Raw genomic sequence first — 26,836 nt, forward strand, 5'->3', positions numbered from 1 at the left:
ATTAAATATTAAATATTAAAGAGGGAGATGCGCAGGCTCCTTGAGTGATAGGAGGAGATGCGTAGGTCCGATCCATATTTATGCAGTTCTATTTACTTGTATTTAGTCCGCTACGCTTGCTGCGGTTATAACTGCGATAAGAATCAAGTTCTATTTCCACATCCGGCTCCTGCAGCTTCCCTTCCTGTGGAAGACGGAATTTGATATACTTGATGTTTAAACCACGATCGAGCCATTGTTGTTCATAATAGGTCTTGATACCGAGAATATCATCCACCAATCCCGAGTGATATAAATCTTCGGTCATAAAATCTACTGGAAGCCGGTTCGCCTCTATCATGTATTTTGTATAAGTGAACATGAAATTGCTGTCCGTCTTCAGGTGGATAATGCCGTCCGGTCGCAAGAACTTGCGGTATCTTTCCATAAAGTAAGTGGAAGTCAGCCGTTTCGTCGCTTTCTTCATCTGCGGATCAGAGAAAGTAAGCCATATTTCGCTCACCTCACCCTCAGCAAAGAAGCGTTCGATAATCTCAATATTGGTACGCAGGAAAGCCACATTCTTCATTCCCGCCTGCAATGACTCCGTAGCTCCGGTCCACATACGGGCTCCTTTGATATCGACCGCTATAAAATTCTTCTCGGGAAACATCTTTCCCAAACCGACCGTGTACTCACCACGTCCGCAGCCTAGTTCGAGTACAATAGGATGATCGTTTTTGAAAAACTCCTCATGCCATTTTCCCTTCATATCGAAAGGCACGTTATCTATCGCCGAATAAGGATACTCGAAGACGTGCGGATAACTTGCCATATCGGCAAACTTTTCTAATTTGTTCTTACCCATATCAATCCTGATTAGGCTGCAAAGGTACTGATTTTGACGTAATCGGCAAAAAGAAAAAAGAAGAGGATTATTTTCACCACAGATTACACGGATTAACACAGATTAAAAAGAAGAAATAATCTGCGTTAATCCGTGTAATCTGTGGTGAAATCTGTATTATTCTACGATTGTCACCCATCCGTGTGTATCCGGTTCGTCACCATATTGGATACCACGCAACTTATTGTACAGCTTCGTACAAATCGGTCCCGGCTTTCCGTCTTTAGAAATAACGTATGATTTTCCATTCTCCAAATCATCGATACGCTGAATCGGGCTGATTACTGCCGCAGTTCCGCAAGCACCGGCTTCTTCAAAAGTCTCCAGTTCTTCTTCCGGTATCGGGCGGCGTTCAACCTTGATACCCATATCTTCCGCCAACTGCATTAAGCTCTTGTTCGTGATAGACGGGAGAATGGAAGTTGACTTCGGAGTGATATAAGTGTTATTTTTGATACCGAAGAAGTTGGCAGCTCCACACTCATCGATATACTTCTTTTCTTTTGCGTCGAGATAGAATTCGCAGGAATAACCCAAGTCATGCGCTTTTTTGTTGGCACGAAGACTGGCGGCATAGTTACCACCCACTTTATAGATACCAGTTCCGTGAGGAGCGGCACGGTCATATTCGCGAATGATAACGTACGGATTGGTAGAGAAACCACCCTTGAAGTACGGACCTACCGGAGTCACAAATACGACAAACATATATTCATTTGCCGGATGCACCCCCACTTGAGCACTTGTTCCGATCAGCAACGGACGAATGTAAAGAGAAGCACCTGTCTCGTATGGAGGAATGAAACGTTCGTTCAGTTTCACCACTTTCAGAATAGCTTCCTTGAAACGTTCAGTTGGAAGTTCAGCCATCAGGATTCCCTGACAAGTAGATTGCAGACGGGCTGCATTCTCTTCCAAACGGAAAATACGCACTTTACCGTCTTTTCCACGAAAAGCTTTCAAGCCTTCAAACGCTTCCTGACCATAATGCAAGCACGTAGCTGCCATGTGCAGATTCAGATGTTCGTCACTGCTCACTTCCAGTTCTCCCCATGCTCCATTGCGGAAATTAATTCTCACATTGTAGTCTGTCTTCATGTAGCCAAACGACAGATTCGCCCAGTCTATTTCTTTCATATTGTAACGTATTAGTTTATTTTTCTTATGTATTGATTCGCAAAAATAGCTTTTATTCTTCAGATTGCCGCTTTTCTTGCAATAATTTTTCGACTTCCTTATCTGCTTTCGTCAGTTTTTCGGTGCAGAAAGCTATTATTTCATTGGCTTCTTTGATTTTCTCACCCAAGATGTCAATATCCAATTCATTATTGTCTATCTGGCGAACAATCTTCTCGAGACGTTCCATTGCTTGAAGATAGGTTTCTTTTTTTGCTGCCACGATCGTTATATTTATTAAGAGTTAATGAGATTTGTTTCTTTTATCAGTTCCGATAAGACGGCTTTGCTCTACCACAGATTGCGCCTCCCCTTTCGAGAACCGGGTGACCAATCTGTCTCCCGACTTCAATGAGGATGCGTCCGTTACCGCCTTCCCATCTTTCAGCGTGATGCTGTATCCACGACTTAACAATTTATCAGGAGAAGCATCGGCAATGCGTTGTTGCAAAAGTTCCAATCGGTGACGCTGGCGGGACAATAACGCCATTGTGGCTTGCGACAGATCCTTTCGGGCTGTCAGCAAGGCAAAACGCGTCTCTGTCAGTTTCCGCTGTACAAGGTTCGGGATACGAGCCTGCAGTGTATCCAATCTTCTCCGCTCCCGCTCCAACAGCATATATGCTCCTTGCCGAATGCGAACAGACAAATCCTCCAGACGGTCCGCCACTTCCGCAACCCGATGAATCAAAAGTTCCGCCGCAGCCGTAGGAGTTTTCACTCGGGTATGAGCTACCGAATCAAGCACTGTATCGTCTCGTTCATGACCAATTCCGGTAATGATAGGAAGCGGGAACTGCGCACATGCAGCAGCTAATAGGTAAGTATCGAAACCGGACAAATCGGAAGTAGCCCCTCCGCCACGAATGATGACCACCACATCAAAATCATCAATACGGGCATTGACGCGGTCTAATGCAGCCAACACAGATTCTTCCACCTGATTCCCCTGCATCAATGCAGGAAACAGTTCTGTGTAAAAGAAGAACCCTCCGGGATTGTGCTGCAACTGATGACAAAAATCACCGTATCCGGCTGCAGTAGCGGAAGAGATGACCGCAATACGTTGAGGAAGCTGAGGCATTTCCAATTCCTTGTTCAAGGTCAGTACACCTTCTTCCTCCAACTGCAACAGTATTTCCCGACGATGACGGGCCATATCTCCCAATGTATAGGCAGGATCAATATCGAGCACGGTCAGACTGTAACCGTAAAGTTCGTGAAACTGGACGGTCACTTTCACCAGCACTTTAATGCCGGATGTAAACGGTTGCCCGGTCGTTTCCTCGAAATAGGGTTTCAGCAAACGATAAATGGTATTCCAAATCATACCGCGTGCTTTAGCAATAAGACTATTGCTGCGAGGATCTTTCTGCACAAATTCCAGATAGCAATGGCCTGTCGTATTGGAACGGACATCGCTCAGCTCAGCCTGTATCCAATATTCATCAGGCAGGCATTGCTCCAGACTACGGCGGACAAGCGCATTCAGCTCCAAAAGAGAAAGTCTTTCTCCACCCTCCCCCGAAGAGAAGGGGGCTGACCGTTTCGACTGATTCATAGTGTTTATCATACAGCAGCCATCTTATTTCTTTTCCTTAGAGGAGGAGTCTAGATAAGCCTTCCATAAGTCGGGTATGCCATAGCCATAAATATTGTCGGGGAAACCGGCTCTGTCACCCGAACGGCGAACAAGTTCGATTATCTCTTTTGCCGTCAGCTTCGGACAAGCCTGCCACAGACAAGCCACCATCCCACACATAATCGGAGAAGAGAAAGACGTACCGTTGGCACGGCTAAGATTGCCATTCGTTCCCATCACATCCGATCCCAGACCGACAGCCACCACATCAGGTTTCACCCGTCCGTCCGCCGTATTTCCTACGGAAGAAAACGGAGCCAACTCACCTCTTTTATTAATGGCGCCTACAGTGATCACATTTTCCGCATCTCCCGGAGGGGTAATCTTCTTCCACGAACCCGCACCGGAGTTTCCGGCACTGCAAACAACGACCATTCCTTTATCGGCCGCATGGGAAGCCTCACGTGACATCAACGCATAATGTCCGTTCAGATCACGGTACCTATAATTCTTTGTCGGATCATCAAAGGAATAATATCCGAGTGATGTATTCACCAAATCCACACCTACACTATCGGCAAACTCAATAGCTGCCGCCCAATAGTCCTGTTCTACTAAGTTCTCCGAATACTCATCCTCACTGCGCAATAACCAATAAGAAGCTTCGGGAGCCGTACCGATCATGACATTCGGCTGATTCATCGCCATACAGGAAAGGACAGACATACCGTGACTGCTTTCCGCATAAATATCCGCCTCCGGGTTTACAAAGTCACGCACACCCTGAATATCGATATTCTTCATCGCTTCAATCTTATCTACATTATGGAATCCCGCATCAATAACCGCAATCATCATTCCTTTTCCCTTGAAACCCGCATCATGAAGGAGGTTCGCCTTGCTCATCTCAATCTGGGTGCACGCAGGACCGTAAAGGCTGTCTGTACGCAGCGGCTTATTAATCAGCGAATCTCTTCGGGTAGCTTTTTCCATATTACCTTTCCATACTCTTTCCGCAGAGCGCACAAAAGGCAACCGGGCAATCTCATCTATCAACACACTGTCATTACAAGAGACAGTAACGAAATTCTCCCATTTTCCGGTCACAAGTATGTGAACTCCTTTCCGACGGATAGCGTCTACATATTTCTTACATACCGGCAAATCGGTGGAATCAATCTTCAACCCCTGTTTCTTTCTCCGTTCAATAGACTTTTTGGATAAGTACTTTTCCGGTTTTTGCAAAGAATAATCGGTAGCAGCCTTGTCTTTCAGACTGATACGATACTTCAAGGTATCTCCGGGAGTAAATTGGGCGAATCCACCCAAGCACACAGTTAAAGTAAGAATCAATAGTATGAACTTCTTCATCAGTTATCTTTATTTTATCAATTAAAATCCTTCGTTTTCCAGAATCACCAGACCTATTCCACGCTGTGAAGCAATGAAGGCTCCTCCCAACACTCGCTTTCCATCATAAAAAACAGCCGATTGTCCGGGAGCTATAGCCGAAGCCGTTTCAAGAAAACGGACAAGCAAACGCCCGTCTTCAAGACGTCTCACCCGACAAGCCAACGGACGACTGCGATAGCGAATCCGTACTGTCAGGTTCTCACACTGAAACAGTTCTTGTTCGTCCACAATCTTATCCTGCTCCGCCAACATATAATCCGTCTTCAACTGCTCCGCATCGCCAAGCATTACCGTATTCTTCTGAGGATTGATTTTCAATACATAAGCAGGCTTTCCAAGCGCGATTTCCAGTCCTTTCCTCTGACCTATAGTATAATAAGGCGCCCCTTTGTGCTGCCCCAACTTTACACCTTCGGAGTTGACAAACCATCCCGGCCCGATCTCGCTATCCAATTCCGGACACTGTTCGCGGAGAAAGTCGCGGTAATCTCCTTTAATGAAACATACTTCCATGCTCTCCCCCTCCTTCGATTTAGCCTCATAGCCTTTCTCAGCCAGGTATTCACGCACTTTTATTTTCGTATAAGCCCCCAACGGAAAGATACAACGCCGCAGCACATCCTGTCCCAACCTCCAAAGAAAATAAGACTGGTCTTTTTTATCATCGTCTCCAGCTATGATATAAATATGCCCGTTTTTCTCTTCCAACCGTGAATAATGTCCGGTAGCAATCCAATCACAATCCAACTTATCCGCCCATTCCGTCAACACACGGAACTTAAACAACGGATTGCACATCACACAAGGATTCGGTGTACGTCCCTGCTTATATTCGTCTATGAAGTTTTTTACAATAGTCTCTTTAAAAGGTATACGTTCATCCGCCACATAATGTTCAATACCCATCCTGGCAGCCAACTCTCTGGCATCCTGCGGCTCATCTCCCCACACACGCATAGTGACTCCCACTATTTCGTATCCTTGTTCTTGCAGCATAAGACAGGTAGCGGTACTGTCTATACCGCCACTCATACCCACCAGCACTCTCTTATTTCGTTCTTTCATCTGATCTTTGAAAAGTTACATGGATACAAATGTACGAGATTTCAAAGAGAATTCTTGCTTTTCCGGAAGAAAATCCTTATATTTGAGATATACAAAAGCAAGAACAATTATGGCTAACCCAAGATTACCGGGCATTTCCGAAAATGAGCAAGCCTTATTGTATGCCAAACTGAATGAATACAACCGAGGCAGGGCCTCTTTCAAAGAGGCGGGAGTTTACTTGGTGGTATTACCCCGACCAGGTAAACCCAACTATTCGTTATGGCTTTATTCTCCTCTACCGGAAAAACAATCCATCCTTTACATACATGATTTGTCACCGGACATCAACGAATCCCTCCGCATGGCAAGTACTATGTTCTATTATTCAAGGCGATGCCTGATTCTTGTAGATTACAACGAAAAGAGAATGCAAAGCAATGGCGACGACCTTATCTTTTTCGGGAAGTATCGGGGACATTTCCTACATGAGATATTGAAAGTGGATCCGGCTTATTTGAGTTGGATAGCCTATAAGTTTACACCGAGAATCCCCAAACAGGAACGTTTCGTCAAGATAGCGCAAGCTTATCACTCCGTACATTTAGACCTCATGCAAAGGAAGTCGAAAGAGAAACATTCAGTAAGCCGGTATTTGGGTGAACTAGGGGAGAAACTCACGGACCTCAGATTAAAAGTCATACGGGTGCGATTGGAAGATGATCCGTATAAGACAAGAATAAATGGTACTGTACCACAATTTTTTGTAAAGCAGGTACTGACATTGGCCGATGCAAGCGGCAACCTGGTTATCATGAGTATACCGTCAAAAAATCCCAGTGCGGTTTCATGCACACTATCCGGGATAGAACATGAATACCGACCGGGAGAAATCATTTATGTCGCATCTGCGCGGGTGTCACGCCGATACGAAAGTTACGGATCAAAGTATACCCGTATCAGTCACGTCAAACTTGTTATGACCACGACAGTTTAATCCTTTTCTATCAGTACTGTGGCATAAGCCGAGATACCTTCTTCCCGCCCAGTAAATCCGAGTTTCTCGGTAGTGGTCGCTTTAATGGAAATATCATCAACATCGATACCCATCACGTTTGCCATTGTCTCCTGCATCAAAGGAATATGCGCTTTCAGCTTCGGGCGTTCGGCGCAGATAGTCGCGTCAATATTACCGACCTTATATCCCTTGGAAGCAATCAGTTCTACGGTCTTTTTCAGAAGGATTTTGCTGTCGATATTCTTAAATTCTCCCGCTGTATCCGGAAAGTGATAACCGATGTCACGCATATTCGCAGCTCCCAGCAATGCATCACAGACGGCGTGCAATAGCACATCAGCGTCCGAATGCCCCAGCAATCCTTTTGTGTGTTCCAGAAGAACGCCTCCAAGCCACAGCTCACGTCCTTCAACCAATTGGTGCACATCGAAACCAAAGCCTACTCTTATCCTCATAATTTACCTTCCTCCATCAGCGGACATAGAAGTCCAATAGCTTTTCCCCTTCCAGATATCCTTGCAAATGTTGTCCGATACTGACCGGACCTACACCGGCAGGTGTACCTGTAAATAGCAAATCACCTATTTTCAGTGTCACAAATTGACTGACATACGCTATGATGTCATCCACTTTGAAAAGCATATCCGCCGTACACCCTTTTTGCACTTCTTTACCGTCAATCAACAGATTGAAGTTCAAATGTCGGATATCCTTGTAACGGTCTACCGGAACAAAATCTCCGATAGCCGCCGAAGAATCGAAGCCTTTGCAAAGTTCCCAAGGATTTCCCTGTTCACGGAATTTTCGCTGAAGATCACGGGCAGTAAAATCGATACCCACAGTCACGGCGTCATAATAGCGGTTAGCAAAACGAGGAGCGATGTTCTTCCCCAAACGGTTGATACGGACTACCAATTCCGTCTCATAATGTATCTCGTTAGAAAAGTCAGGAATGAAAAACGGCTTGCCGTCCTTTAAAATGGCAGAGTCCGGCTTCATAAAAACGACCGGTTCCGTATTTACCTGTGTATGTCCCAGCTCCTGATTATGCTGAGCGTAGTTCATTCCTACTGCGATAATCTTCATTATTTCTCGTTAAAATTCAATCGGTTAAACATAACGGCCAGATGCGCATAAAGAGAAGTGTTCTGTACGACAATATTTTCCGGCACGCGAATACGGAAAGGAGTAAAGTTCCACACTGCTTTTATTCCTCCGTCTACCATCTTATTTGTAATTTCCTGAGCGATATTAATAGGTACTGTCAGCACACCGATATTCACATCATATTCCTTCATCTTTGCTTCAAAGTCATCAGAATGGAAAATTGGAATTCCACCTAAGTCCTTCCCTACCAATTCCGGATTGACATCAAAAGCCGCCACGATTTCCAGACCGAAATGACGCAAACCCAAGTCACGGAGTAACGCACCTCCCAAACTACCTACACCAAACAAAAAGGCTTTGTGCATATTAGTAAATCCAAGAAAGCTTTCCAAAACCTCAATCAGTGCATCAATATTATAGCCCACTCTCGTACGTCCCGATATGTTCACATACGACAAGTCTTTGGCGATTTGAGAAGCGTCAATATTTATTTCCTTAGAGATTTGTGTCGAGGAGACATATTGCTCTCCTTTTTCTTTCATTAGTTTTATATTGGACAGATACCAGGGAAGTCTGCGCAAGGTAGGCTCCGGCACTTTATCCGCCTCTTTTCGTATATAAGTGCTCATACTTCTTACAAAATTTGGTATTTTGCAAAAGTACATTATTTTTTGAGACTGACAACCCTATAACAGAAAACCTTAATAGAGATTAAACAAAACAAGGAAAACAGGCTCAAATTTTGCCCTTTTCCATAAGTTTGATACTTTTGAGAAGAAATAAATATGACGAGTATGAAAAAGAATGATTGGAAAGATAGATTAAACGTAGTATATTCCACGAATCCGGACTTCGGCTATGAAATGGACAACGATGAAGAGCAAGTTATTCTCGACAAAAACAAACAAAACCTGCGAGTTTCCATTGACAAAAAGAACCGGTGCGGTAAAGTGGTCACATTAATTACCGGATTTATAGGTACGGAAAACGACTTGAAAGAGCTGGGTAAGCTACTGAAAAGCAAATGCGGAGTAGGCGGATCGGCTAAAGACGGAGAGATTATGGTACAAGGAGATTTCAAAACCAAAATCATAGAGCTGCTCATTAAAGAAGGATACTCTAAAACAAAAGGTATAGGAGGTTAAACTAAATAGCATTTTGTAACTAGAAATTTTAAAGATATGAGAAAAGTAACATTATTCTGTGCAGCAGCGTTATTCTCACTGTTGTCATTTGCACAAGACAACAATGCTGATATCGTCAAGGTAGGCGATAGTATGCCTGCTTTCACCCTTCATTCAACAGTGAACGGTACTGTAAACTCCGAGGACCTGAAAGGAAAAGTTGTATTAATCAATATTTTCGCTACTTGGTGTGGTCCTTGCCAAAGCGAACTGGCTGAAGTTCAAAAAACACTCTGGCCTAAATATAAGGACAACAAAGATTTCTGCATGTTAGTAATCGGACGCGAACATACCGACGTTCAATTAACGGAATACAACAAGCGCAAAGGGTTTACATTTCCTCTCTACCCGGACCCGAAACGGGAAGTCACAGGTAAGTTTGCCAGTCAATACATTCCCAGAAGCTACTTAATCGACAAAGAAGGGAAAGTGATATCCGCCACTGTCGGTTATAAAAAAGAAGAAATGGACAAGCTGATGAAGGAAATAGACAAAGCATTGAAATAATCCTCCCCAAGAATGCGCCTCATGTTATACATGGCAGTTTCTTGAGGAAAGGAATGATAAGATCAAATCAAAAGAAAAGGCAACTAACTCGTTATGAATCAGTTGCCTTTCTTGTTTCTTCAAATAGAGAATCTTAATGAATACCTCTATTAAGTTAACGTGTTCCGTTTTTAAGGACACATCATAGAATTTGAATCTGATTGATTATTCAGCTTTCAAAGTGAAACGTTTGAAGTCAACAATCTTCAATTCAGGATCAGCAGCAGTCAATACTTCTCTTACAGTCTTCTTACCGTCCATGATATCTTCCTGATTCAGCAAGCAAACTTCTTTCAAGAACTTAGCCAAACGACCTTTAGCGATGTTCTGAATCATCTGTTCAGGCAAGTGTGCAGCTTTCTCAGCAGAAACAGTAGCGATGATTTCTTTTGCTTTCGCTACATCTTCAGCTGTAATCCAGCCCTTAGCCATGTTGCTTTCCATGTGCTCTTCGCTGTCTACGTGAGCCGGGTTGATATTAGCTTTCTTCAGAGCAGCCTCAACAGCTTTCTGTACCTGTTCAGCTTTTGTCTTCTCAATAGCAACTTCGATTTCTTTCTGTTTGATTTCTTCAGAAACACCGTCCTCATCAATAGCAATCGGGTTCATAGCAGCAATCTGCATAGCTACCTGCTTAGCCAGTTGCTCGTCAACAGGCTTGTTGAAAGCAACAATCGTGCAAAGGCCATTTCTGTTCATGTGGTTGTAAACAGCAGTGCTTACACCTTCTACAGTCATGTAGCCATCCAATTCCATTTTCTCACCTGTGATACCGCTACGGTCAGTCACTGCATCCTGTACAGTACCGTTACCCATAGGCAATGACTTTACTTCGTCCAAAGTCTTGCATTTGTTAGCCACAGCAAGATCAAGAATATCCTGAGTCAACTTCACGAAATCAGCGTTCTGAGCCACAAAGTCAGTTTCACACTTCAAAGCAACGATAACAGCACGGTCACCGGTAGTCTTAGCAAGAACACAACCTTCAGAAGCCTCACGTTCCGAACGCTTAGCAGCAACAGCTTGTCCTTTCTTACGGATAATCTCCATTGCCTTGTCGAAATCGCCCTCAGCTTCAGTCAACGCGTTTTTGCAATCCATCATACCAGCTCCGGTCATTTTACGCAGCTTGGTAATATCAGCCATACTTACAGCCATAATAATTTCCTTTATTTAAATGAATAATAATTTCCTAAACAAAAAATGTGCCAATCTGCCAATCAAGATACAAGTGTATAAGCATACTCTTGCACATTAGCAAATTGGCACATTTATATATTAAGCCTCTTCGTCTTCCTTGATGAAAGCAGCAGCTTTAGCTGCGTTGATAGCTTCTTCGTCAGACTTGTCGAGTCTAGCTTTCACTGATTTCTTCTTGCCTTTGTTGGCGGGAGCTTCACCAGCAGCTTCCATATCGATCTTTTCAGCTTTTCTTTCTTCCAAACCTTCGATCATTGCAGCGCAGCAAGCATCCAAGATAACTTCTACAGATTTAGTAGCGTCATCGTTAGCAGGAATTACGAAGTCGATGTTTGTAGGATCAGAGTTAGTATCAACGATACCGAACACAGGGATACCCAAACGGTTAGCTTCGCGAACTGCGATGTTTTCTTTCATCACGTCGATAACGAACAAAGCAGACGGCAGACGAGTCAGGTCAGCGATAGAGCCCAAAGTCTTGTCCAATTTTGCACGTTGACGAGAGATCTGAAGGATTTCTCTCTTAGAAAGGTTAGCATAAGTACCATCGTTAGTCAATTTATCGATAGTAGCCATTTTCTTCACAGCCTTACGGATAGTCGGGAAGTTGGTCAACATACCACCCGGCCAGCGTTCGATTACATAAGGCATATTAACAGATTGAGCTTTCTCAGCTACAACTTGTTTCGCTTGTTTTTTAGTAGCAACAAAAAGAACTTTCTTGCCGGATTTGGCAATCTGTTTCAAAGCTTCAGCAGCTTCGTCTACTTTTGCAACTGTTTTGTGGAGGTCAATGATGTGAATACCATTGCGTTCCATGAAAATATAAGGAGCCATTGCAGGATTCCACTTTCTCTTAAGGTGTCCGAAGTGGCAACCAGCTTCCAATAATGTATCAAAATTTGTTCTTGACATCTTGTTTTTCTTTAAATCGTTTACTTTCTTTTTTGTTTTTTCTTAAACCAACCGCCGGGTAGTCCGCAAGCAGAGTCCCAGTAGTTTAGATACTAAACATATTCCTCTGTCAGGCAACCCATTAACGCTTGCTGAACTGGAATCTTCTACGAGCTTTCGGCTGTCCCGGTTTCTTACGTTCAACAGAACGCGGGTCGCGAGTCATGAAGCCTTCAGCACGAAGAGCAGCTTTGTCTTCAGCGTTGATTTTCACCAGTGCACGGGCGATTGCCAGACGCAAAGCCTGAGACTGACCTGTAAAACCACCACCACACAAGTTAACCTTGATGTCATACTTCTCAGCAGCACCAATCTTGTTCAATGGTTGTTTTACAACATACTGAAGAATAGTTGATGGAAAGTACTCTGCAAGGTCTCTCTTGTTAATAGTAATCTTTCCTGTACCTTCGCTTACGAATATGCGTGCGATAGCACGTTTACGTCTGCCTAATGCATTTACTACTTCCATTATATCTTATTTATATGAATTAATATCAATCATTTTCGGGCTTTGAGCTTCGTGCTTGTGTTCGCTACCAGCGTAAACATACAAGTTGTTCAGCAATTTAGCTCCCAGAATGTTCTTAGGAAGCATCCCCTTCACTACTTTTTTCAGTAATCTCTCTTCGCCGTTCGGTTTAGCGATCAAACGGGCAGGAGTCATTTCTCTCTGACCACCGGGATAACCAGTATATGACAAATACACTCTGTCATTCCATTTATTACCAGTCAGTTTTACTTTGTCAGCATTGATGATGATAACGTTATCACCGCAGTCTACATGAGGAGTAAAGTTCGGTTTGTACTTTCCTCTCAGCAATTTTGCAACTTTTGCTCCCAGACGACCTAAAGTCTGGTCTGTAGCGTCAACAATAACCCATTCTTTGGTTACGGTTGCCTTGTTTGCAGAAATGGTCTTGTAACTTAAAGTATCCACTCTTAAATTTGTTTTTTAAATGTTACTACTAAAATTTCTTCACCACTTATTAGTCCTCCCCGGACAAAGGACGACTAACTCGCTATGAATTAATCTCTTATCATTTTGTGATAATAATCGGCTTGCAAAAGTACGGCTTTTCTTTGAATTGGCAAACAAATTCTTCCTTTTTTTTGGATTTATTCGGTTGAATGACAAGGAGTAGATAATTAAGGTATACAAAAGTACGGCACCGGGGAAGGCATGGTTCGCCACCGAGGAACACAGGTTGGAAAATATAAAGCCCGTTGACCCACTATTATATTCCCAATTGATCCATCAAAAAAACATTGGATTTATGAAAAGAAAAATGCATTTTAACCCGGGGCAGTTTTAGTTATAATTATCTACCACAGATGTTACTTCTTTTTGGCATTTATTTTTCTTACAGAATCTCCAGTAAGTTCAATCTTGTGTGCAGAGTGTACAATTCTGTCCAGTATTGCGTCGGCTAGGGTAGGATCACCAATTGCATCATACCTGCTTTCGACAGGAAGTTGTGATGTTATTATGATTGATTTTAGTCCGTGCCTGTCTTCTATTATTTCCATAAGGATCGACCTTTCCTTTGCGTCCAACCCAATAAGAAACAGATCGTCAAGAATCAACAGTAGGTACTTTTCATCTCAGATTCTATTGTACCCTTATTTGGGGCCATTTTAAGATGTACCATGAGCTTTGATGCATTGGAATACAACGTCTTGACTCCATTTTGACACGCTTCATATCCTATGGCTGAAGCCAGGTAGCTTTTAGCAGTTCCAGAGCTGCCTGTTATAAAAATATTCTGTCCATCTCTTATAAAACCAAGAGAAGCAAGTCTTTCGAGCTGGTTTAGGTCTAGATTACGTTTGATTGTACAGTCTATTTTCTCCATATATGCTTTATATCTGAAGTTTGCAGACTTTATCAGTCGTTCAATGCTTATATTGCACCTGTAATCATTCTCGCTTTCCAGAAGCCATTTAAGAAACTCATCATTTGTCATACCATCTGAAGATGTAGTCCTGCAATCGTTTCTGTATGTTTCAAGCATACCGTAAAAACGTAGCTTGGAGAGTAGTTCCATTATTCTGTCCATATTTTTTCGACAGTTCTATTTGTCTTATTATTACTTGTCATTTTCATCACTGTTTTTAGAGTTAAAATAATCCTTACCTCTGAGATTTTTATGTTTAGGAGTAAGCTCAGGGATCTGTCTCTCCATTTAGACATGATACTTTTCATCTTCCCGATTTATCAGAATGCTTTCAATTTCGTTGTATCCAAACATTTTGGATTCCATTGCTATCTGGCATGCAAGAACCAATCTGTCGCGCCCAAAACGTTCCACAAGACTTAATATGACATCGGATGAACGTACGGATTGAATCGGATATTTTTTGGCAACGCCCACTAGTTTTATGTACTCTTCCACTACCGAATCGATTTCACCTGCCTTACGGTATATATCATCCATTCTACTTCTATATTCATGTAGTACTCCCGGAAGTTTGTGGGACTCTTTTTCTGAATAAGTAAAAGGTGTATCATCCCTGCGATGTGTCGTTATATGTCTGAATTTATGATATATTTCCACTATGTCCCCATCATACAGCAATTCTACAGTATCGCCGATATACTCTTTGGGGACACTGTAATAGTGACTGTTAAGCGAGACATAACTGTTTCTCATGACAGTCGCCGTTTTCCGGTTTTTGATATAAACCTTGTAGCGGGCAAAGTGTGCAGCCTGTCTTTCTCGACTTCGAGGAAGCGCTCCCTGCGGCTGTGACTGCGGTTGTACATCTTTCGGCTGTTCAACGCATCTGTATGTTTTACAGTCTCTATGTTCAAGGCTTCAAGATCATTGAACTTCAATCCCATCATCTTTGAATAGACCTCCCTATAGAGAAATCTTACAGCATTCTCAACCAAGGCCTTGTCTTTTGGTTTACGTACCATTGCCGGAAAGACAACACAACCGTAATGGTCTGCAAATGCAGCAAAGTCATCATTGACTACAGGCTCAATCCCTCCGGGCTTTATTACGACAGACTTGAGATTGTCGGGAACTATAAAGATATTCTTTCTTCTGCGATGGTACAGCCTCATAATAAGTAATCTGACCGCACGGAAGTATGGCAGCAAAAACTTCTACGGGAACCTTATCACCTGTCTTTTCGTCTGAAAGATAAAGTTTGTCACCGGCAAAATCCACATACATCTGATCACCGGCTATATGATCTATGCGCACAACGGGCACTTTTACTTCTATTTCACGTCTGAGATATAGGCAAAAAGAATAATAGCTGTAACCTTGAGGACGATTTTTCAGATACTCCTCATACAAGGACCTTCTTGTTGTTCCACGAGATTTAAGTCGTTTAATGTACTCAGGTATATGTTCTTCAAGATACTTATACTCTGCAGATCTGGATGATGCATTATCAATATCTACACCGAAAAGTTCATGCAGATGCTGTTCGTCCATTTTAACAGGCGCTCCAGTTCTATACCCATATCTTAATATATACGGATATACCGTTTGACTGTATTGCGTGAAATCAGAAGAGAAGAACTGATACTTCGGATACTCATTCCTGACTGATAGCAACGAAGAATGTGTTTGATTCTTATTTTCATACTTAAAAAATATTTGGTAAATTATACCGGGTTAAAATGCTTTTTAATGTACAAAAACAAGAGTAAAATAAGATGTCTCTATAGGGGCAAATTCTATTATAATCTCAATGGAGCAATTTAGATTATAAAGGTGGGGCTACAGACTTTTATAATAGTGGGGCAACGGGATTTATATTTTCCACCTATATATAAAAATTGCGTACATATATCCTTTCACGGATAATGTACGCAGTTCACTTTACCGGAATGTATTTTATTTATATAAATAGAACATACGGTCCATCAGTTGCCATTTCTCCGCTGAAGTCGCTGTTGCATCCGCCTGCTGGAATATAGACATATAGGCTTCCCATTCAGCCTGACGAGGCAGGGTGGCGAGACGCGCCATCGCAGTCTCCCAATCAAAATCAAGCGGTGTCTCGACTATCATGAACAGACGGGTCCCCAATATATAAATCTCCATTTCCAGAATACCCACTTCACGGATTCCAGCCCGGATTTCCGGCCACGCCTCTGCTTCACTATGACGCTTTACATATTCCGCTATCAATTCGGGGTTGTCTTTCAAATCCATTGTCTGGCAGTACCTTTTCACCGGAACTTTATATTCCTGTACTACATAACCATTTTCTTTCATTTTCTAGTGTTCCTTAATTCAATTATATTTTAATTAGTTGGATATATGTTCTTTTCATAGCTAAACAGACTAGACTATCTCACGATGTCTTCCGGGAACTTGGTCGGCATTCCCAGTCTCTTCCAAGTTTCATAATACCAGGCATTGAGTTCGTTTCCATTCAAATCGTTCTTGATAAAGTATTTCAGATGCAAGTAATCTTTATCCTTGATTTCGAATTGCAGAATATTATCCTGATTGTCCAACATCGGAAGATGGATATTCTTCTCGATACTCTCTTTATAAGAATCATCCGTCAGTTGCTTCCATGTTCCATATCCCGTGATGATAGCATCGGAACCGGGAATAATCGTGAAGTTCACAATTCGTCCGTCATCACTCAGAACCTTGAACGTATTACTAGGCTTTAAAGATCCCGGAACATCAGGAGATTCGGACACATAGTGGCAAAGCTGCCAAATACCTTTCAGATCGGCCAACTGGAATTTTGTTTTCTTCTGGGCCATCGCACCTGTTACCGCCAACAACATTATTGAAAGCATGGTAAAGAAATAGAGCTTTTTCATGATAGTATTATTTTAGTTAACACTCTCGAATGCGTATGTCCAAATATAAAGATTTATTTTGAGAAAAGAAACAGAAAGCTCATAAAAAACTCGCATAACCAGAAGATTATGCGAGTTTTACATAAATATACCGAAATATTAGAATTCAGCATTTCGCGGTGTACGCGGGAACGGTATCACGTCACGGATGTTGGACATACCCGTTACAAAGAGCAACAGGCGTTCAAAACCCAGTCCGAAACCGGAATGAGGACAGGTACCGAACTTACGCGTATCCAGATACCACCACATATCCTTCATCGGAATGTGAAGTTCTTCGATACGGGTCATCAACTTGTTGTAGTCCGATTCACGTTCAGAACCACCGATAATTTCACCGATCTTCGGGAAAAGAACATCCATCGCACGTACCGTCTTGCCATCCTCGTTCTGCTTCATATAGAAGGCTTTGATTTCCTTCGGATAGTCAGTCAGGATGACCGGACGTTTGAAGTGCTCTTCCACCAAGTAGCGTTCGTGCTCGGAAGCCAAGTCCACCCCCCAGTAAACGGGGAACTCGAACTTATGACCTTTCGCTACGGCATCTTCCAGAATCTTGATACCGTCTGTATAGGGCAGACGAACAAAATCATCTTTCAATACACCTTGCAGACGCTCAATCAAGCCCTTGTCGAACATATCGTTCAGGAACTTCACATCATCCGCACAGTTATCCAACGCCCATCTCACACAGTATTTGATGAACTCTTCAGCCAAGTCCATATTATCTGTAATGTCGTTGAAAGCAACTTCCGGTTCAATCATCCAGAACTCTGCCAAGTGACGGGGAGTATTGGAGTTTTCGGCACGGAACGTAGGACCGAATGTGTAAATAGATCCCAAAGCCGTAGCAGCCAACTCACCTTCCAACTGACCGGAGACTGTCAGACTTGCCTGTTTGCCAAAGAAATCGTCATCATAAATGATAGAGCCTTCTTCGTTTTTCTTCAAGTCATACAAGTTCATGGTGGTCACCTGGAACATCTGTCCGGCACCTTCGCAGTCGGAAGCCGTAATGATCGGTGTATGGAAATAGAAGAATCCTTTTTCATGGAAGAACTTATGGATAGCGATCGCCATATTGTGGCGGATGCGGAACACAGCACCAAATGTATTGGTACGCGGACGCAAATGAGCTATCTCACGCAAGAATTCCATGGAATGACCTTTCTTCTGCAATGGATATGTATTGTCGCAAGTACCCAGCACTTCGATTTCACGAGCCTGCACTTCCACCTTCTGGCCGGAACCTACTGATTCTACCATTTCCCCGTTCACGCTGATACAAGCGCCGGTGGTGATCTGCTTCAACATCTCTTCGTCGAAATTAGCCAAGTCTACTACGACCTGCAAATTATTTATTGTAGAACCGTCATTCAGTGCGATAAAGTTTACTTGTTTGCTACCTCTGCGGGTGCGAACCCATCCTTTCACATTGACCATAGCGCCAATATCCGTGCGCTTCAACAGATCAACAATTTTTGTTCTACCAATCTTTTCCATTTAACTTATTCTTTTATTAACGTTCTTATTCAAACGAACCCATACGGAGGTAGTTTACTTCTGCTTCCGTCAGGTAACGCCAGTCTCCGCGTCGCAGACCTTTTTTAGTCAGCCCGGCGAAGAATACACGGTCGAGTTTCACTACTTTATAACCCAGTGATTCGAAAATACGGCGAACGATACGGTTCTTGCCGGAGTGGATTTCGATACCTACCTGGTCTTTTTTAAAGTCATCTGTATAGCTGATAGCGTCTGCATGAATCTCGCCGTCTTCCAACTGGATACCGGCTGCAATCTGATCCATATCCGCTTTCGTCAGATTCTTGTCCAGATGAACATGATAAATCTTCTTCTTCAGGAATTTCGGGTGTGTCAGCTTGGAAGCCAGATCACCGTCATTCGTCAGTAACAGTACCCCGGTGGTGTTACGGTCAAGACGTCCTACCGGATAGATACGTTCATTGCAAGCGCCTTTTACCAAATCCATTACTGTACGGCGTTCCTGCGGATCATCCGATGTAGTAACCGTATCTTTCGGCTTATTCAACAACACGTATACTTTGCGTTCAATGCTAACCGGTTCTTCGTGGAACTTAACCACATCCGAGCGTTTGATCTTTGTGCCCAATTCAGTTACTACCTCACCGTTTACAGAAACCACACCCGCCGTAATAAATTCATCAGCCTCACGGCGTGAACAAACACCGGCATTTGCCAGGAACTTATTCAGACGAATCGGTTCGTTCGGGTCCACAAACTGTTCCTTGTACTCAATCTGTTTCTTCACGCTGTACTTAGCATTCGGATCATAATCAGCGGTACGCGGACGAGGACGGTATCCTCCTTGACGGTCGTTGTTGAATCTCGGACGGTAACCTCCGCCATTGTTGCTGCGATAGCCGCCACCTTCACCGTTGTTGAAACGGGGACGATACGGACGGTCACCACCTTCACGGTTGTAAGGACGCTGAGGACGGTCGCCACCTTCACCGTTATTGAAACGGGGACGATACGGACGATCACCACCTTCACGATTGTAAGGACGCTGTGGACGGTCGCCACCTTCACCGTTATTGAAACGAGGACGGTAAGGACGGTCACCACCTTCGCTACTGAAACGGGGACGTTGAGAACGGTCACCGTATGAACCACCTTCACTATTGAAACGGGGACGTTGAGGACGATCACCGTATGAACCTCCTTCGCTATTGAAGCGGGGACGTTGAGAACGGTCACCGTAAGAACCTCCTTCGCTATTGAAGCGAGGACGTTGAGGACGGTCACCGTATGAACGCTGCGGACGGTCGCCTCCTTCATTGTTGGCATTAAATCTCGGGCGATACGGACGATCCCCTCCTTCACGATTGTAAGAAGGACGATACGGACGTTCTCCACCTTCTCTGTTGTAAGACCTGTTACCATCACGGCCGGCACCTGCATTCTCTTCATTGAAAGAATTTTCGCGCCATTCTTCGTTTTCTGTGCTCATTTTTTTATTCGAATAAAATTAGACTTTGGCCTCACGGCCTATTTAAAAACACGTTTATTATATTAGTAAACAATTAAAGCCCCGTATAAGTATGGGGAGTGATTGCTCTTAACTCTTTTTTAATATCTTCGCTTACATTCAATTCTTCAATAAACTCTTTAATAGAACTTTCTGTAATAGCCTGGTTGGTCCGGGTCAAAGCTTTCAAGGCTTCATACGGATGCGGATAAGCCTCACGGCGCAGAATTGTCTGAATAGCTTCTGCCACTACACTCCAACAGTTATCCAAGTCACGATAGATAGCCGGCTCGTTCAGCAACAGTTTGCGCAATCCCTTCAAAGAACTCTGGATGGCAATCACGATGTGGCCGAAAGGCACACCCACATTACGCAGCACCGTTGAATCTGTCAAGTCACGCTGCAAACGGGAAACAGGGAGTTTCACGGCCAAATGTTCCAGAATGGAAGTCGCAATACCCAGATTACCCTCCGCATTTTCGAAGTCAATCGGGTTGACCTTATGCGGCATAGCGCTCGAACCAACTTCTCCGGCTTTGATCTTCTGCTTGAAGTACTCCATAGAGATATACTGCCAGAAGTCACGGTTCATATCCACCATAATGGTATTGATACGCTTCATTGCATCAAAAACAGCAGAAAGGTTATCATAGTTCGAAATCTGCGTTGTATACTCTTCACGCTCCAACCCCAACTTCTCTGCAACAAATCTGTTACCGAATTGTTTCCAATCGTACTGGGGATATGCAACATGATGTGCATTGTAATTTCCGGTAGCGCCACCGAACTTGGCAGTAATCGGGCTGGCTTTCAATGTTGCCAACTGACGTTCCAGACGGTAAACGAACACCATCACTTCTTTACCCAAGCGGGTGGGAGAAGCCGGTTGACCGTGAGTTTTGGCAAGCATAGGGATATTTGCCCAGTCCGTTGCGTATGTTTTCAATTGTGCAATCAGTTCTTCAATCAACGGATAGTAGACCTGTTCCAATGCTTCTTTGATAGAAAGGGGAACAGACGTATTGTTGATATCCTGAGAAGTCAGTCCGAAGTGGATGAATTCCTTATAGTCATCCATCCCGCCCATCTTGTCAAATTCTTCTTTCAGGAAGTATTCTACTGCTTTCACGTCGTGGTTAGTCACACTCTCGATATCTTTAATGCGCTGTGCATCCGCTTCTGAGAAGTTACGGTAGATATTCCGTAAAGTTTCAAACACGCTGCTATCGATTCCTTTTAATTGCGGCAAGGGAAGTTCGCACAAGGTGATAAAGTATTCCACCTCTACCTGTACACGGTATTTGATCAGTGCAAATTCAGAGAAATAAGCTGCCAAAGCTTTCGTTTTGCCTCTATATCGACCATCAATCGGGGATATGGCCGTTAATACATCAAGTTCCATACGTTTTCTTAGATAATTATCAGAACGCAAAATTAACTCTTTTTCCTGAGTTATAAGGCAAAAGGATAAAGAAAGTTTGTATAAAAGCGGTAAGAAATAAAAAAAAGTCTCACGAATTTCTTCGCAAGACTTCTGTTTTGTGTGGGCGTTGACGGATTCGAACCGCCGACCCTCTGCTTGTAAGGCAGATGCTCTGAACCAGCTGAGCTAAACGCCCTTGTTAATGAGCCGGAAGTGTTTCGTTTTTTTCGTGTGGGCGTTGACGGATTCGAACCGCCGACCCTCTGCTTGTAAGGCAGATGCTCTGAACCAGCTGAGCTAAACGCCCGTACACTTCCGTTTCAAAAGCGATGCAAAGGTACGGCTTTTTTTGAAACCTCCAAACATTTCTAATAATATTTTTCAAGAAAGTTTTTATCCGGCAAACGAATCTACTGATTATCAGCAAATAATAAAGGAGTTTTTTTTCATGCAATTTTTCCCGACGGTTACGCTTGTTTCCGAATTATACGTGCCGGATTCCCGACTGCAACACAATCATCGGGGATATCTTTTGTGACGACACTACCTGCTCCTATCACACAGCGACTGCCAATCGTCACACCGGGACAGATGATAGCTCCACCGCCAATCCAGCAATCTTCACCAATCGTCACCGGATAAGCGTATTCCTTAGAGCCTCTTCTTTCCAGATAATCCATCGGATGATGCGGAGTGTAAATCTGTACACAGGGGCCAATCAACGTATGAGCACCAATCGTAATATATCCACCATCCAGAAATGTACAATTGGCATTGACAAAAACATGCTCGCCCAGTTTGATTCCATCTCCATGATCGCAATGGAAAGGCGGACAGATAATCGATGTCTCAGGTATCCCGGGCACCAATTCTTCCAATAGCTTTCTGTATCCGTCTTCGTATGTACTCATTCCTCCCATACGAGCCAGCAGTGCTTTGGCATGCGCAAAACGTTCTTGTATTTCCGGCACAGCCATATCGGTCAACCGGCTGCTACGCATTTTTTCTACTTCTGTCATACGTTATATTTCTTTACCGTTAGTAAACACAAACTTTTTCTCATCCGAAAGAGACTCATCAAACTCGAATCCTTCCCAAGAGAAATGTTTCAGTTCTTCCGGATTTTCTATTTTATTCTTTAGGACGAAACGTGTCATTTCACCACGCGACATCTTTATATAGATAACAACCGAAGCCCACTTCCCGTTTTTCCACACTTGAAATCCCGGAGTAATGACACGTACTTCTTTTTCTACCCGCTTCCAGTCGAACAGGCTTTTCATCTCATCACTTGCCAAATTGCAGAGTATGCCACCCGCATTCTTTATATCTTCTATGAATATATCCGTCAGACGGGACTGCCAATAAGAGAACATTGTCTGATTCCCCAATTCCGGCAGCACGACATCCCCCTCCAACCGATAAGAACGGATAACATCCAACGGCCTCAACAAGCCGTAACAAAATGAAGTCAACCGTAGATGTTCCTGTGCATATTCAAATTCTTCTTTGGAGAAATCTTTCGCATTCAAACGCTTGAACACGGTTCCGGTGTAAGCCAACAAGGCCGGAAGTTCCGGAGTGCCTTCTGCATGAAAGACTTGATAACGCTTATAATTCTCCACAGCTATCTTTGCGTTTACACGCAACAGACGTTCCAACTCGTCCACCGAGAACTGCGACATCTGCAAAGCTATCTCGGACGCTTCTTTTTGAAAACGCGGAACTGTGTTCAAAGGGGCTTTCACCTTTGAAGTCTCACTCATGGTCTTGGCGCAGGATAGAAGTACTAACATGATGAATCCTATTTTATCTACAACTCCCTCCTTGAACAAGCCAAAGAGGGAGTCCTACTTAGTTTAATATACCATACCGCTCAAGCAGTTTTTATTTATATTCCTGCCAGCTCTTAATCTGAATATCATTCAATTTCAAGTCACAGAATGCTTCGATAAAGGCACTTGCCAGACGAGCGTTTGTAATCAACGGAATGTTATGGTCAATTGCGCCACGACGGATACGGTAACCGTTTGTCAATTCACGTTTGCTATGATTCTTCGGAATGTTGACGATCAAATCAAACTTGTGATCGGCAATCATCTTCATCACGTTGTTTTCCGCACCCGGCTTCTCATCCGGCCAATAAACCGGAGTAGTATCCACACCATGAGCATTCAGGAAGGCTGCAGTTCCGGCAGTAGCGTAGATCTGATATCCCTTAGCGAATAACATACGGCTGGCGTCCAGCAAATCAACCTTTGACTTCATAGCACCGGAAGAGAACATCACTGCTTTTTCAGGAATCTTGAAGCCGGTAGCAATCATTGCATTCAACAATGCTTCAGAGAAATCATCACCGATACATCCCACTTCACCCGTAGAAGACATATCCACACCCAATACCGGGTCAGCCTTGTGCAAACGGGAGAAAGAGAACTGAGATGCTTTTACACCAATCCAATCGATATCGAATGCAGATTTATCCGGACGTGAGTACGGAGCATCCAGCATGATGCGGGTAGCCGTTTCAATGAAGTTACGTTTCAGTACCTTAGAAACAAACGGGAAGCTACGAGAAGCACGCAAGTTACACTCGATTACTTTCACCTCATTGTTACGGGCCAAGAACTGAATATTGAACGGGCCGGAGATATTGAGTTCTTTGGCAATCTGACGGCTGATCTTCTTGATACGGCGTGCTGTTGCAAAATAAATCTTCTGAGCCGGGAACACCAGTGTAGCGTCACCGGAGTGAACACCTGCAAATTCCACATGTTCAGAGATTGCGTACTCTACTACTTCACCGTTCTGGGCAACCGCGTCAAACTCAATCTCTTTTGTATTTTCAAGGAATTGAGAAACAACCACCGGATATTCTTTAGAAACTTCGGCAGCCATCTTCAAGAAATTCTCCAGCTCCTCGTCATCATAGCAAACATTCATTGCAGCTCCCGAAAGCACGTAAGAAGGACGAACCAATACCGGATAGCCTACTTTTTCTACGAATCCTTTGACATCCTCAAGGCTCGTCAGCTCTTGCCAAGCCGGCTGGTCGATACCCAGTTGATCAAGCATAGCGGAGAATTTGTTACGATTCTCGGCGCGGTCGATCGAGATTGGAGAAGTACCCAATACAGGAACCGACTGACGGTAAAGTTTCATGGCCAGGTTGTTCGGGATCTGTCCACCTACGGAAACAATCACACCACGAGGCTGTTCAAGATCGATTACGTCAAGCACACGTTCAAAAGAAAGTTCGTCGAAGTACAGACGGTCGCACATATCATAGTCTGTAGAAACTGTTTCCGGGTTGTAGTTAATCATAATTGATTTATAACCCAGCTTACGAGCGGTTTGAACTGCATTCACCGAACACCAGTCAAACTCAACCGAGCTACCGATGCGATAAGCACCCGAGCCCAACACGACTACTGATTTTTCGTTCTTATAATAGTTCACATCATAACCTTCCACTGCATATGTCATATACAGATAGTTGGTCAGTTCCGGATGTTCGGAAGCAACTGTATTGATACGTTTTACAGCCGGAAGGATACCCATAGATTTACGATGAGCACGTACCGCCAAGTTTTCTTTCTCCATATTTCCTGTCGGATTCAGAACAAAACGTGCGATCTGGAAGTCAGAGAAGCCTAAAATCTTTGCTTCACGCATTACATCAGCCGGAATATCTTCTACCTTATTATAAGTAGATAACTTAGCTTTATAATCAACAATATTTTTTAGTTTGCCGAGGAACCAAGGATCAATCTTTGTCAGATCATGGATACGTTCGATAGTGTAGCCTTCTTCCATAGCCTGCGCAATGGAGAAGATACGCAAGTCAGTCGGACGTGAAAGTTCCTTATCAAGATCGTCGAAATGGAGTTCGTCATTACCTACGAAACCATGCATACCCTGCCCAATCATACGAAGACCTTTCTGAATGATTTCTTCGAAAGAGCGCCCGATAGACATGATCTCACCTACCGACTTCATGCTCGAACCGATTTCACGAGATACACCGGCAAACTTCGTCAAGTCCCAACGAGGGATCTTACAGATATAATAGTCAAGCTGAGGAGCAACATATGCAGAGTTAGGAGTTCCCATCTCGCCAATCTGGTCGAGCGAGTAACCCAAAGCAATTTTAGCTGCGACAAATGCCAACGGATAACCGGTAGCCTTAGAAGCCAAAGCGGAAGAACGGCTCAAACGAGCGTTTACTTCAATCACACGGTAATCATCCGTATCAGAGTTGAAAGCATACTGAATATTACATTCACCTACGATACCTAAATGGCGGATACATTTTGTAGAAAGCTCCTGCAACATTTTCAGTTCCTTGTCGTCCAGTGAGCAAGTCGGAGCAACAACGATAGACTCACCGGTATGAATGCCCAGAGGGTCGAAGTTTTCCATGCTCGCTACTGTAAAACAGTGGTCATTAGCGTCACGGATTACCTCAAACTCTATTTCTTTCCAGCCTTTCAAAGACTCTTCAACAAGAATTTGTTTAGAGAACGCAAATGAACTTTCAGCCAACTTCAGAAATTCTTCCTCATTAGCGCAAATACCGCTACCAAGGCCTCCCAGCGCATAAGCCGAGCGCACCATAACCGGATAGCCAATCTTACGGGCAGCAGCAATCGCGTCTTCCATACTTTCTACAGCTTGGCTGACAGGAGTTTTCATACTGATTTCATCGAGCTTCTTCACGAACAGATCGCGGTCTTCAGTATACATGATAGCCTCAACAGACGTACCAAGCACTTTTACTCCATATTTATCAAGAATACCCTGTGTATAGAGTTCTGCACCACAGTTCAACGCGGTCTGTCCGCCAAATGCCAACAGAATACCGTCCGGACGTTCCTTCTTGATAATCTCTTCTACGAAATAAGTAGTTACGGGAAGGAAATACACTTTATCGGCAATGCCTTCAGAAGTCTGAATGGTTGCGATGTTCGGGTTTACCAATACTGAGCTGATACCTTCTTCTTTCAAAGCTTTCAGTGCTTGTGAGCCTGAGTAGTCGAACTCTCCGGCTTGTCCGATTTTGAGTGCTCCAGAACCCAAAACGAGAACTTTCTTGATTTCCTTTTCCATTTCTTTTGTTGTTATAATAAGTTGTTATTTCTAAGTTCGTCCATAAAAAAAATGCGTTACCCTCAAAAAAGGATTAACGCATTACCAAAGAACTAAAATATCGTTTTTGGAGAAAAAAGAAGAAGCCTGCCGTTTCCGGGTGCAAAACATCCGAATGTAAATAATACTTACTTCTGATTTCCTGTTGATTCATTGTCGGTTCCAAAATTTGTGCAAAGTAACGACATATTTTGCAAATGGCAAAAAGAAACGTCTACTTTTTTACAGTGAAGTGCTCCCATTTTGATACATCTTTCAGTTTTTATCCGTATCTTTGTCGCTAAATAGATATTAATAAGGTA

27 protein-coding genes, 2 tRNA genes and 2 pseudogenes are annotated in these 26,836 nt (G+C 43.5%); 3 read left to right on the forward strand and 28 right to left on the reverse strand.

Annotation, left to right across the window (positions count from 1 at the left end):
- Positions 1-88: 88 nt before the first annotated feature.
- The 6 genes from trmB to mnmA form a co-directional block, all read right to left on the reverse strand.
- Positions 89-847 carry a tRNA (guanosine(46)-N7)-methyltransferase TrmB gene (gene trmB / locus BACFIN_RS16095; RefSeq protein ID WP_007749431.1) on the reverse strand — a complete coding sequence of 253 codons (759 nt, stop codon included), beginning with the start codon at positions 845-847 and terminating at the stop codon, positions 89-91.
- A 156-nt stretch (positions 848-1,003) separates the two neighbouring features.
- Positions 1,004-2,056 (reverse strand): branched-chain amino acid aminotransferase, encoded by a 1,053-nt coding sequence (locus BACFIN_RS16090; protein WP_262349395.1) that lies wholly within the window; start codon positions 2,054-2,056, stop codon positions 1,004-1,006.
- A 19-nt stretch (positions 2,057-2,075) separates the two neighbouring features.
- A complete protein-coding gene (gene xseB / locus BACFIN_RS16085) occupies positions 2,076-2,285 on the reverse strand; it encodes an exodeoxyribonuclease VII small subunit (protein ID WP_007749434.1) in 210 nt (69 codons plus the stop codon).
- A gap of 21 nt (positions 2,286-2,306) precedes the next feature.
- Positions 2,307-3,635 (reverse strand): exodeoxyribonuclease VII large subunit, encoded by a 1,329-nt coding sequence (gene xseA, locus BACFIN_RS16080; protein ID WP_007749437.1) that lies wholly within the window; start codon positions 3,633-3,635, stop codon positions 2,307-2,309.
- Between the two features lie 12 nt (positions 3,636-3,647).
- Positions 3,648-5,015: a S8 family peptidase gene (locus tag BACFIN_RS16075; protein WP_007749438.1), complete on the reverse strand. Its 1,368-nt coding sequence runs from the start codon at positions 5,013-5,015 to the stop codon at positions 3,648-3,650.
- A gap of 21 nt (positions 5,016-5,036) precedes the next feature.
- Positions 5,037-6,122, reverse strand: coding sequence for a tRNA 2-thiouridine(34) synthase MnmA (gene mnmA, locus BACFIN_RS16070; protein ID WP_007749439.1), 1,086 nt, complete (start codon positions 6,120-6,122; stop codon positions 5,037-5,039).
- Positions 6,123-6,231: 109 nt separating this feature from the next.
- On the opposite strand from mnmA, the gene BACFIN_RS16065 reads away from it, so the two are divergent.
- A complete protein-coding gene (locus BACFIN_RS16065) occupies positions 6,232-7,098 on the forward strand; it encodes an exodeoxyribonuclease X C-terminal domain-containing protein (RefSeq protein ID WP_007749443.1) in 867 nt (288 codons plus the stop codon).
- Here BACFIN_RS16065 and ispF read toward each other — a convergent pair.
- The 3 genes from ispF to BACFIN_RS16050 are packed head-to-tail and all read right to left on the reverse strand — an operon-like array spanning position 7,095 to position 8,855.
- Complete coding sequence (ispF, locus tag BACFIN_RS16060) at positions 7,095-7,574, reverse strand: 2-C-methyl-D-erythritol 2,4-cyclodiphosphate synthase (protein WP_007749445.1); 480 nt, start codon at positions 7,572-7,574, stop codon at positions 7,095-7,097. The genes BACFIN_RS16065 and ispF overlap by 4 nt on opposite strands.
- 16 nt (positions 7,575-7,590) lie before the next feature.
- Positions 7,591-8,205 carry a fumarylacetoacetate hydrolase family protein gene (locus BACFIN_RS16055; protein WP_007749447.1) on the reverse strand — a complete coding sequence of 205 codons (615 nt, stop codon included), beginning with the start codon at positions 8,203-8,205 and terminating at the stop codon, positions 7,591-7,593.
- On the reverse strand, positions 8,205-8,855 hold the full coding sequence (locus BACFIN_RS16050) for a redox-sensing transcriptional repressor Rex (protein ID WP_007749448.1): 651 nt from the start codon (positions 8,853-8,855) through the stop codon (positions 8,205-8,207). The genes BACFIN_RS16055 and BACFIN_RS16050 overlap by 1 nt, the downstream gene beginning before the upstream one ends.
- 165 nt (positions 8,856-9,020) lie before the next feature.
- On the opposite strand from BACFIN_RS16050, the gene BACFIN_RS16045 reads away from it, so the two are divergent.
- Entirely contained in the window at positions 9,021-9,371 is a 351-nt protein-coding gene (locus BACFIN_RS16045; RefSeq protein ID WP_032839281.1) for a translation initiation factor, read from the forward strand.
- A 36-nt stretch (positions 9,372-9,407) separates the two neighbouring features.
- Entirely contained in the window at positions 9,408-9,917 is a 510-nt protein-coding gene (locus BACFIN_RS16040; protein ID WP_007749451.1) for a TlpA family protein disulfide reductase, read from the forward strand.
- A gap of 204 nt (positions 9,918-10,121) precedes the next feature.
- Here BACFIN_RS16040 and tsf read toward each other — a convergent pair whose 3' ends face one another.
- The 19 genes and pseudogenes from tsf to carB all read right to left on the reverse strand — a co-directional run bounded on the left by tsf (position 10,122) and on the right by carB (position 26,495).
- The gene (tsf, locus tag BACFIN_RS16035; protein ID WP_007749454.1) at positions 10,122-11,114 is read right to left on the reverse strand and encodes a translation elongation factor Ts; all 993 of its coding nucleotides are present in this window, start codon (positions 11,112-11,114) and stop codon (positions 10,122-10,124) included.
- Positions 11,115-11,234: 120 nt separating this feature from the next.
- Positions 11,235-12,071: a 30S ribosomal protein S2 gene (gene rpsB, locus BACFIN_RS16030; protein WP_007749457.1), complete on the reverse strand. Its 837-nt coding sequence runs from the start codon at positions 12,069-12,071 to the stop codon at positions 11,235-11,237.
- A 121-nt stretch (positions 12,072-12,192) separates the two neighbouring features.
- On the reverse strand, positions 12,193-12,579 hold the full coding sequence (gene rpsI, locus BACFIN_RS16025) for a 30S ribosomal protein S9 (protein WP_005679151.1): 387 nt from the start codon (positions 12,577-12,579) through the stop codon (positions 12,193-12,195).
- Between the two features lie 6 nt (positions 12,580-12,585).
- Positions 12,586-13,047, reverse strand: coding sequence for a 50S ribosomal protein L13 (rplM, locus tag BACFIN_RS16020; RefSeq protein WP_007749464.1), 462 nt, complete (start codon positions 13,045-13,047; stop codon positions 12,586-12,588).
- A gap of 398 nt (positions 13,048-13,445) precedes the next feature.
- Positions 13,446-14,208 (reverse strand): annotated as a pseudogene (istB, locus tag BACFIN_RS20485) (IS21-like element helper ATPase IstB).
- A gap of 85 nt (positions 14,209-14,293) precedes the next feature.
- Positions 14,294-14,761, reverse strand: coding sequence for a Mu transposase domain-containing protein (locus BACFIN_RS21205; protein ID WP_007749475.1), 468 nt, complete (start codon positions 14,759-14,761; stop codon positions 14,294-14,296).
- On the reverse strand, positions 14,758-15,180 hold the full coding sequence (locus BACFIN_RS22525) for a transposase family protein (protein ID WP_149926364.1): 423 nt from the start codon (positions 15,178-15,180) through the stop codon (positions 14,758-14,760). The genes BACFIN_RS21205 and BACFIN_RS22525 overlap by 4 nt, the downstream gene beginning before the upstream one ends.
- Positions 15,095-15,559, reverse strand: coding sequence for a transposase (locus tag BACFIN_RS21215; RefSeq protein ID WP_007749481.1), 465 nt, complete (start codon positions 15,557-15,559; stop codon positions 15,095-15,097). Before BACFIN_RS21215 ends, BACFIN_RS22525 begins: the two co-directional genes overlap by 86 nt.
- A 41-nt stretch (positions 15,560-15,600) precedes the next feature.
- Positions 15,601-15,711: pseudogene (locus tag BACFIN_RS23680) on the reverse strand (LuxR C-terminal-related transcriptional regulator); the annotation flags it as partial.
- Positions 15,712-15,964: 253 nt separating this feature from the next.
- On the reverse strand, positions 15,965-16,348 hold the full coding sequence (locus BACFIN_RS16015) for an L-rhamnose mutarotase (RefSeq protein WP_007749483.1): 384 nt from the start codon (positions 16,346-16,348) through the stop codon (positions 15,965-15,967).
- A 74-nt stretch (positions 16,349-16,422) separates the two neighbouring features.
- On the reverse strand, positions 16,423-16,914 hold the full coding sequence (locus BACFIN_RS16010; RefSeq protein ID WP_007749484.1) for a DUF4488 domain-containing protein: 492 nt from the start codon (positions 16,912-16,914) through the stop codon (positions 16,423-16,425).
- Between the two features lie 138 nt (positions 16,915-17,052).
- Positions 17,053-18,456, reverse strand: a complete 1,404-nt coding sequence (asnS, locus tag BACFIN_RS16005; protein WP_007749485.1) for an asparagine--tRNA ligase — start codon at positions 18,454-18,456, stop codon at positions 17,053-17,055.
- 25 nt (positions 18,457-18,481) lie between these two features.
- Positions 18,482-19,945, reverse strand: coding sequence for a pseudouridine synthase (locus tag BACFIN_RS0219495; protein WP_032839196.1), 1,464 nt, complete (start codon positions 19,943-19,945; stop codon positions 18,482-18,484).
- A gap of 73 nt (positions 19,946-20,018) precedes the next feature.
- Positions 20,019-21,365 (reverse strand): adenylosuccinate lyase, encoded by a 1,347-nt coding sequence (gene purB / locus BACFIN_RS16000; RefSeq protein WP_007749493.1) that lies wholly within the window; start codon positions 21,363-21,365, stop codon positions 20,019-20,021.
- Between the two features lie 142 nt (positions 21,366-21,507).
- Positions 21,508-21,582 (reverse strand) — tRNA-Val (locus BACFIN_RS15995).
- 36 nt (positions 21,583-21,618) lie between these two features.
- Positions 21,619-21,693 (reverse strand) — tRNA-Val (locus BACFIN_RS15990).
- 160 nt (positions 21,694-21,853) lie between these two features.
- Positions 21,854-22,405, reverse strand: a complete 552-nt coding sequence (locus tag BACFIN_RS15985) for a sugar O-acetyltransferase (protein WP_007749496.1) — start codon at positions 22,403-22,405, stop codon at positions 21,854-21,856.
- 3 nt (positions 22,406-22,408) lie between these two features.
- Entirely contained in the window at positions 22,409-23,182 is a 774-nt protein-coding gene (yaaA, locus tag BACFIN_RS15980; RefSeq protein ID WP_032839283.1) for a peroxide stress protein YaaA, read from the reverse strand.
- Positions 23,183-23,273: 91 nt separating this feature from the next.
- Entirely contained in the window at positions 23,274-26,495 is a 3,222-nt protein-coding gene (carB, locus tag BACFIN_RS15975) for a carbamoyl-phosphate synthase (glutamine-hydrolyzing) large subunit (protein WP_007749503.1), read from the reverse strand.
- Between the last annotated feature and the right edge of the window lie 341 nt (positions 26,496-26,836).

It is taken from the genome of Bacteroides finegoldii DSM 17565 (assembly GCF_000156195.1).
Taxonomy (GTDB): domain Bacteria; phylum Bacteroidota; class Bacteroidia; order Bacteroidales; family Bacteroidaceae; genus Bacteroides; species Bacteroides finegoldii.

Coding starts and splice junctions, on each gene's coding strand:
- trmB (WP_007749431.1), bottom strand. CDS start 847: ATGGGTAAGAACAAATTAGAAAAGTTTGCCGATATGGCAAGTTATCCG.
- xseA (WP_007749437.1), bottom strand. CDS start 3,635: ATGATAAACACTATGAATCAGTCGAAACGGTCAGCCCCCTTCTCTTCG.
- BACFIN_RS16075 (WP_007749438.1), bottom strand. CDS start 5,015: ATGAAGAAGTTCATACTATTGATTCTTACTTTAACTGTGTGCTTGGGT.
- mnmA (WP_007749439.1), bottom strand. CDS start 6,122: ATGAAAGAACGAAATAAGAGAGTGCTGGTGGGTATGAGTGGCGGTATA.
- BACFIN_RS16065 (WP_007749443.1), top strand. CDS start 6,232: ATGGCTAACCCAAGATTACCGGGCATTTCCGAAAATGAGCAAGCCTTA.
- ispF (WP_007749445.1), bottom strand. CDS start 7,574: ATGAGGATAAGAGTAGGCTTTGGTTTCGATGTGCACCAATTGGTTGAA.
- BACFIN_RS16055 (WP_007749447.1), bottom strand. CDS start 8,205: ATGAAGATTATCGCAGTAGGAATGAACTACGCTCAGCATAATCAGGAG.
- BACFIN_RS16050 (WP_007749448.1), bottom strand. CDS start 8,855: ATGAGCACTTATATACGAAAAGAGGCGGATAAAGTGCCGGAGCCTACC.
- BACFIN_RS16045 (WP_032839281.1), top strand. CDS start 9,021: ATGAAAAAGAATGATTGGAAAGATAGATTAAACGTAGTATATTCCACG.
- BACFIN_RS16040 (WP_007749451.1), top strand. CDS start 9,408: ATGAGAAAAGTAACATTATTCTGTGCAGCAGCGTTATTCTCACTGTTG.
- tsf (WP_007749454.1), bottom strand. CDS start 11,114: ATGGCTGTAAGTATGGCTGATATTACCAAGCTGCGTAAAATGACCGGA.
- rpsB (WP_007749457.1), bottom strand. CDS start 12,071: ATGTCAAGAACAAATTTTGATACATTATTGGAAGCTGGTTGCCACTTC.
- rpsI (WP_005679151.1), bottom strand. CDS start 12,579: ATGGAAGTAGTAAATGCATTAGGCAGACGTAAACGTGCTATCGCACGC.
- BACFIN_RS21205 (WP_007749475.1), bottom strand. CDS start 14,761: ATGAGAAACAGTTATGTCTCGCTTAACAGTCACTATTACAGTGTCCCC.
- BACFIN_RS22525 (WP_149926364.1), bottom strand. CDS start 15,180: ATGAGGCTGTACCATCGCAGAAGAAAGAATATCTTTATAGTTCCCGAC.
- BACFIN_RS21215 (WP_007749481.1), bottom strand. CDS start 15,559: ATGGACGAACAGCATCTGCATGAACTTTTCGGTGTAGATATTGATAAT.
- BACFIN_RS16015 (WP_007749483.1), bottom strand. CDS start 16,348: ATGAAAGAAAATGGTTATGTAGTACAGGAATATAAAGTTCCGGTGAAA.
- BACFIN_RS16010 (WP_007749484.1), bottom strand. CDS start 16,914: ATGAAAAAGCTCTATTTCTTTACCATGCTTTCAATAATGTTGTTGGCG.
- asnS (WP_007749485.1), bottom strand. CDS start 18,456: ATGGAAAAGATTGGTAGAACAAAAATTGTTGATCTGTTGAAGCGCACG.
- BACFIN_RS0219495 (WP_032839196.1), bottom strand. CDS start 19,945: ATGAGCACAGAAAACGAAGAATGGCGCGAAAATTCTTTCAATGAAGAG.
- purB (WP_007749493.1), bottom strand. CDS start 21,365: ATGGAACTTGATGTATTAACGGCCATATCCCCGATTGATGGTCGATAT.
- BACFIN_RS15985 (WP_007749496.1), bottom strand. CDS start 22,405: ATGACAGAAGTAGAAAAAATGCGTAGCAGCCGGTTGACCGATATGGCT.
- yaaA (WP_032839283.1), bottom strand. CDS start 23,182: ATGTTAGTACTTCTATCCTGCGCCAAGACCATGAGTGAGACTTCAAAG.
- carB (WP_007749503.1), bottom strand. CDS start 26,495: ATGGAAAAGGAAATCAAGAAAGTTCTCGTTTTGGGTTCTGGAGCACTC.